The sequence below is a fragment of the Kordiimonas sp. genome, assembly GCF_048260245.1.
Taxonomy (GTDB): Bacteria; Pseudomonadota; Alphaproteobacteria; order Sphingomonadales; family Kordiimonadaceae; genus Kordiimonas.
Genome location: NZ_JBLXGZ010000061.1, coordinates 1 through 6,416 on the forward strand (window position 1 = coordinate 1; position 6,416 = coordinate 6,416).

Sequence of the window (6,416 nt, forward strand, 5' to 3'; positions counted from 1 at the left end):
CCAGCGCACGTAGGCTTCGCGCGCATCCGCGTGCGTGCGCTGCCCGTCCTTGCCGTCAAGGCGGGCGAAGGGCACAAACACCACATCCCAGCGGTTCTCTCTGTCGGTCCAGCGCACGTCACCTTCAAGCTGAAGGGACGGCTGGAAGGTATCCAACTGGCCGGGGTATGCGCCTTTTTGGGGGAAGGTGCGCATCTCAAGCCCGGCCGAGCCTGACACCTCCCACTCACCCGCATGGGTCAGGTTGGGGGCGGTGGCAAACAGGGCAAGGGCCGCCATCAGCTGGGGGCCTGAACGCCGAACCGTCATCGTCATAAACGTCTGTCCCTAGCGGATGCGTTTCAGCACAGCTTTGTCGAAATCATTGTCCGACAAGCCCGCACCAATGGTATAGTCGCCGTATGACAGCGTCGTTGATTTGCCGGTCTGGTGGTTTTCCATCCGCAAGGTATGCGCCCGCCATATAGTGCCGTACTGGCGGTAGTCCGCAAAGCTCAGGGTCTTGAGCAACGCATTTTTACGGTCGTAAAAGTCAAGCTTGCGCGTCTGGAAAACATCCTGGTCAATGTAGGCAACCTGACGCGTATAACCTGAATTTTCATAAAGCGGCAGGCGCTCGATCACGTCCACCTTCATGCCGTCCAGCGTTTCTTCACCGACATATTTATAGCTGTATTTGTTCAGCTCCGTTGAGGTGAAATCCTCAAACGCGAACTCCGAGCCCACAAAGGGCCCTGACTTGCTGGCGCTTGAAATACGCTTCACCCGCTTCAGCGCAGGCAGGAACAGCCACTGGTCGTCCGCCTCAAGAATTTTCGCGTGGCTCAGCAGCGCGGTGCCCTGCACATCCCGCGGGGTGACAAAAACCGTGAGCGACTTATCGCCCACCTGCTCATTCTCACGCTCCAGCGTTTTAAAATACATCTCGCGGGTGGATGTCGCGCCGGCCGCATTGGTAAGCGTCATGACAGCCGTCACTTCGCTGTCGCCAAAGCCGGTGTCAGACCGGTCCGACCGCGCGGCGATCTCATAGCCTCTTTCCTCGGCTTCATCCGCCCAGAGGCCCGGGTTGATGATTGAATAACCAAGCGTAATGACAGCCAGTATGGCCGCAAAGCGCTTACTGCGCAGCATGGGTTTGTGCATCATCTGTGTCTCCTGTCGTATCGTTTTTATTCGTTTTCTCAATCCACTTACCTGATCCCCGAAGCAACAGAGCAGGCAGGAAAAGAAAGTCGAAAATAAGGGCAAAGCTGATCGCAAGGGCGGTCAAAAGCCCAAGGTCGGCATTCATCTTGAAGTGCGATGTGGCGAGATAGGCAAAGCCGATTACCAGCACCACGGTGTTGACCACAAGGGCGTAACCCACGGTTTCAAACGCATAGCGGATGGCACCGGCACGGTCATAGCCCTTCTCGCGGATACCGCGCACATATTTGGCGAGGAAATGCACCGTGTCGTCCACCACGATGCCGAGCGACACACTGGCCACCGCCGCAACCGAAAAACCCACCGTGCCCACCAGCAGCGCCCATGTGCCGAAGGCGGCAAGGATCGGCATGGCATTGGGTATCATCGAAAGCGCACCAATCTTGAACGACTTCAGCGCCAGCATCATCACCAGGCCGATGGCGATAACGGCAACAATATTGCCCGCGATCATGCTGGAAACGTTACGTTCCGCGACGTAAGTGAACATCACCTGCGCGCTGGTCGGCACCGTGGTTTGCATATAATCGGGGGCATTTTCAGCAATCCAGGTGCGGGAGGCATCAAGGAAGGTTTTGGTCTCGGTGGTTGAGATATTCGACAGCGTCGCCGTCACCCGCGTGGCTGATTTATCGATATTTACCCGGTCATTGAGGTCAAGGCCATAGGGCAGCGACAGCTCATACAGCAGCAGATACTGCGCCGACAGTTCCCGGTCATCGGGCAGGCGGTACCAACCGGCTTCGTCGCCGTGCATGTTACGGTTCAACCGCTTCATAATGTCGGCCAGCGAATAGACATGCGTCACGTTGGGTTGGGTGCGCAGGAAGACGGTGAATTCTTCCAGCTTTTCGAGAAACTCGGGCTCGTTCACACCGCCCGGCCCGGTGGACTGCACCGAAAACTCAACCGGATAAAAGCCGAAATAGTCGTTGGAGAAATCCGCGTCTTGCCGGAACTCGATCGACGGTGCGAAATATTCGGTCCACTGGTCGTTAAACTCGATACGCGGCATGGCGGCAACCAGAAAGATGGCAACCGCGCCGACGCCGTAAAACAACGGCTTGTTATAGCGCACGACAAAATCGGCAAGGCTGCCCATAAAGTTGCTGCCGGTTTTCGCTTTTGGCTTGGGCGCCCGCATGGGTAGCAGGCTCATCATCGCCGGCAGGAAGGTGACCGACATGGCCCACGCCGCCACGATACCCACGGCGGAGATATTGCCCAGATGCCAGAACGGCGGCGCGTCCGAGAAGTTAAGCGCGAGGAAACCAATCGCCGTTGTAAGCGACGTCACCATCACCGCGAGAAAGTTCACCCGCACGGCCTCAATAATCGCGTCACGCTTGCTCATGCCGTCCCGCATGGCGTTGCGCATGGTGATGAGGATATGCACCGCGTCCGCGATGGCCAGCGTCAGGATAATCGTCGGTGCCGACAGCGCAATGGGCGTCAGCCCGACCCGCGCAAACCCCGCAGCCCCCATGCCGATCAAGCTGGCGAAGGCGATCATCAACAGGGTCACCACGGTGCCCGACACACTGCGCACCATCACCGCCATCAGCACCATCAAAAGCAGATACATCAGCGGGATCATCTGCGTGGTGTCGGCCATGCCCGCTTCAAGGAAAGCGTTATTGAGCATGGACACCCCGGTCATGCGGATCTCGTGCCCGGGATATTTCGCCAGCATCTCGTCACGCAGGCCGCGGGCATAGGCCACGGTGTCCGGCACCTCGTTTTGCGACAGCTCCGGATACTGCACCACCACATTCACCGCAATGGCGCGGCCATCGGCGGTGACAAGCTGGTTTTTGAGCAAGGGCTCGGTCAGCGCGATCTCGCTTTTGGCCGCAAGCGCCTCCGCGCTCAAACTTTCCGCCCCCTTGACGAGGTCTTCAACGATCAGGTCGTCATCCTCAGCGTAGGTATGCTGGAAGTTGGAGGGCGAATCCACCCGGATCGAAAACGGGATCTGCCACGCGCCGCGGGTCAGGTCCTCAACCAGCGCAAGCGTCTGCGTGTTAAAAACATCGCCTTTCGCTGGCACAATGGTGAAGAAAAAATTGTCATTCTTCGTATAGGTATTCTGGAAATCCTCAAACGCCTGCAATTCAGGGTTAAATTCCGAGAAAAAATCACGGTAGTTATTGGAAAATGACAGGAAGCGCCCGCCACTGGCGACGCTTACGGTAATCAGTAGGGTGGCCAAAATGACAAGCCACCGCCGTGCAATCACAAAATTTGCCAGTTTGACGGCAAATTCATCAATCGCAGTCATGGTCTTGGGCATGATCTGTTCCTCGCTTTATGTCACCCTTGTGCCGGGTGTGTCGTGCCTCGAGCTGCTAACGGGACGATCATACTGCGGGGTGCTGACAAAAATTGTCAGCAATGGTTGCTGCCACTGGCCCCTTTAATCGCCAAACGCTTGTCCCTATATGGGATGACGGGTACAATTTTTGAAATTGATATTTCTTACATTGGAAATTCATACCATGAATTTGGCGGGCATAGATTTAAATCTTCTGGTTGTTTTTAATGCCGTAATGGATGAGCGAAACGCCACACGCGCGGGCCGCAAGATCGGCATGTCGCAGCCGGCGGTTTCCAATGCGCTCAATCGGCTCAGGTATCTGATGAAGGATGACCTGTTTGTGCGCGGGTCTGACGGCATGCGCCCCACCGCCCGCGCGCTTGAGCTTGAAATCCCGGTGCGCCGCGCGCTGGCGGAGCTTGAGGAAGCGCTTGACCCCGTCTCGTTTGACCCCGCCACTGCGGACCGCACCTTCACCGTTGCCACCAATGACTATATGGCCATGACACTGCTGCCCTACCTGTCGGGCTATCTGGTGAATGAGGCACCGGGCGTTAACATCCATACCCTGCCGATGGAAGGCCGCCCGTTCGAGAAGCTCGACGCGCAGGAGGCTGACTATGCCCTCGCGCCGATGGGCGACGATGTGCCGGACCGTTTTGGCCGTATGGTCGTGGGCACCGACCATTTTGTCTGCATGATGCGCAAGGACCATCCGCTGGCGCGCTATAGCGAAATCCCGCTTGAGGAATATGCCGCCGCACGCCATTTGCTTGTCTCGCACCGGGGCGACGCCCACGGCTTTGTTGACGACGAACTGGCCACCATGGGCCTGAAGCGGCGCATTGTCATTGTGGTCAACCACTTTGGCTCGGCGCCGATGATCATCAGCTCCAGTGACCTTATTGTCACCGTGCCCAGCCGCATGGCCGACAAATGCACCGAGTTTTTTGACATGCATGTGGTGCCAAGCCCCATCAGCCCGCCTCCGGATATGATCGGTGCTGTGGTGGTGTGGCACAAACGGCTCACCAACCACCCCGCCCACACATGGTTCCGCGAACAGATCATGCGCGCCAGCCGCGACCTTGACGAACACGGCATCAAACACCCTGACAATATGCTGCATGGCCACCACTGCGGTATGGACGGCCGGGCCACAGACCTGTCAGCAGACATGGTTGCCGACAGGGCCACCAGCATGACCGTGCCCGAACTCGCCGCGCAGGCCGCCGTGAATAAACGCCCGGCGGAGTGAGGGGGCTATTGCAGTTGGCAGTTGTTGCCGCCGCGCAGTCTGCCGCCTTGTTTATCAGGTGCGGGACGGTGAACTAGTGGTCGCTGTCATCTCCGTCGGCAAACGCGAACACAATTTTGTCTACAAGCAGGCGGTGAAGCGGGTTTGATACGACAGGTTACGGGCGTTGAAAGTAATTCAGTATCTTGTTCGTGGAATTCCGGTAATTCAAAAGCACTCAAAAATGACGGCAATACCCATTGTAAACTGAGCCGTTTTTGAGAAATACAAAAGGCTTGTTCCGCCCGTCAATATATTCGTCGATAATCAGTACATAAATATTTGTCGTGTTCTCAAACACATCCATGGTCACTACCTTGAAAGCATTGTCCTTTGATCCCCTGTCAATCAACTTGGGTGGCTGAACGTAATTGTTCTTCAAAGTACCTGACATGACACCGGTTTTCCTATCCACAGAAAACTGTCTACCTATTACTAGCTTCAAAAAATAGGACGTCTCGAACTCTCCTGAGGCTTCAGCACGTCCCGCACCGGTAACATCGCAGAGATAATCCTCGGCACCCATTGCTGTAGGGGTTCGCAGAGAAATTAGCGCTACTCCGAATAGGCATAAAATTCGTCTGGTATTTTCCACTTTTCGATCCTTTTCCGTCGAAAAAGTAACATCCCGTCATCACGCTAGAGTTTATACAGTCTTGCGTTTTCACCTCAAAGGAGTTCTAGAGAAGTAACCATCACCTCCGTCCCATACATCCTTGCCATCGCCCTATTCACCTGTGCATGGCGTGTTAGCGTTGCCCGTTCGCGGGGGTGCCCTATGTTATGAGCATGAGCCAGTAGCGGGGGACACGATGAAGGACGGGAATACACCAACAAACAGCATGGATGTGCGCACGGCGCTGGCGACGCGGCGCAGCGTGCGGGATTTCACGGCTGACGCGCTGCCGGACGGCCTAGCTGACACCATTCTTGCCGACGCCCTCAACGCGCCCTCGTGGGGCAATGTACAGCCTTACCGCGTGGCGGTGGCCAGTGGTGATGTGGCCAAGGCGATCAGCGCCGACTATCACGCGCTGTTCAGTGCGGGCATGGCGTTTCGCCGTGCGTCGCCCCTTCGCAAGCTCAGGATGTTCCTGTCCGGCGTGCGCGGGCCGGACGGTGACCACACCACCATCATGACCTACCCGCCCGAGCTTGACGCCCGCTATAAAGACACCGGCAAAGGGCTGTATGGCGTGCTGGGCATCGGCCGCGACGACAAGGCCGCGCGGGTGCAGCAAACCGCGCGCAATTTTGACTTTTTTGGCGCGCCCACGGTGCTGTTCGTTTTTGCCAGTGACGCGCTGGGGGCCTATGGCCCCTTGGACGCCGGGGCGTTCATCCAATCGGTCGCGCTCGCCGCCCACGCGCGCGGGGTCGGCACCTGTGCCCAAGCCGCGCTTGCCACCTGGGCCAGCCCGGTGCGCTCCCGCTTTGACGTGCCTGACGGGTACAAGCTTATCTGCGGCATGGCCATGGGCTACGCGTCAGACGCGCCAGTGAACAGCTTTGCGCCAGCGCGCCGGTCGGTCGAGAATGTCAAACTGCCGCTGAAGGACTAATCTTGCTTAGTGCTCGGTGTCTCGCGGAGGA

General features: G+C 57.4%; 5 protein-coding genes and 1 pseudogene. 2 read left to right on the forward strand and 4 right to left on the reverse strand.

What is annotated here, in order from left to right:
• From ACN0VM_RS17665 to ACN0VM_RS17675, 3 genes and pseudogenes are all read right to left on the reverse strand, one after another.
• A pseudogene (locus ACN0VM_RS17665) lies at positions 1-315 on the reverse strand (hypothetical protein); the annotation flags it as partial.
• A gap of 12 nt (positions 316-327) precedes the next feature.
• A complete protein-coding gene (locus tag ACN0VM_RS17670; protein WP_417452217.1) occupies positions 328-1,149 on the reverse strand; it encodes an outer membrane lipoprotein-sorting protein in 822 nt (273 codons plus the stop codon).
• Positions 1,121-3,502 (reverse strand): efflux RND transporter permease subunit, encoded by a 2,382-nt coding sequence (locus ACN0VM_RS17675; RefSeq protein ID WP_417452218.1) that lies wholly within the window; start codon positions 3,500-3,502, stop codon positions 1,121-1,123. The genes ACN0VM_RS17670 and ACN0VM_RS17675 overlap by 29 nt, the downstream gene beginning before the upstream one ends.
• Positions 3,503-3,707: 205 nt before the next feature.
• Here ACN0VM_RS17675 and ACN0VM_RS17680 point away from each other — a divergent pair, with 205 nt between their 5' ends.
• Positions 3,708-4,784 carry a LysR family transcriptional regulator gene (locus ACN0VM_RS17680; protein WP_417452219.1) on the forward strand — a complete coding sequence of 359 codons (1,077 nt, stop codon included), beginning with the start codon at positions 3,708-3,710 and terminating at the stop codon, positions 4,782-4,784.
• 217 nt (positions 4,785-5,001) lie between these two features.
• Here the strand turns inward: ACN0VM_RS17680 and ACN0VM_RS17685 are convergent, their stop codons facing one another.
• The gene (locus ACN0VM_RS17685; protein ID WP_417452220.1) at positions 5,002-5,418 is read right to left on the reverse strand and encodes a hypothetical protein; all 417 of its coding nucleotides are present in this window, start codon (positions 5,416-5,418) and stop codon (positions 5,002-5,004) included.
• A gap of 217 nt (positions 5,419-5,635) precedes the next feature.
• Here ACN0VM_RS17685 and ACN0VM_RS17690 point away from each other — a divergent pair, with 217 nt between their 5' ends.
• Complete coding sequence (locus tag ACN0VM_RS17690; RefSeq protein ID WP_417452221.1) at positions 5,636-6,385, forward strand: nitroreductase; 750 nt, start codon at positions 5,636-5,638, stop codon at positions 6,383-6,385.
• Positions 6,386-6,416 lie beyond the last annotated feature (31 nt).

Bases quoted from the DNA above. Each gene is read 5' to 3' on its own strand.
- ACN0VM_RS17670 (WP_417452217.1), bottom strand. From the start codon at position 1,149: ATGATGCACAAACCCATGCTGCGCAGTAAGCGCTTTGCGGCCATACTG.
- ACN0VM_RS17675 (WP_417452218.1), bottom strand. From the start codon at position 3,502: ATGCCCAAGACCATGACTGCGATTGATGAATTTGCCGTCAAACTGGCA.
- ACN0VM_RS17680 (WP_417452219.1), top strand. From the start codon at position 3,708: ATGAATTTGGCGGGCATAGATTTAAATCTTCTGGTTGTTTTTAATGCC.
- ACN0VM_RS17690 (WP_417452221.1), top strand. From the start codon at position 5,636: ATGAAGGACGGGAATACACCAACAAACAGCATGGATGTGCGCACGGCG.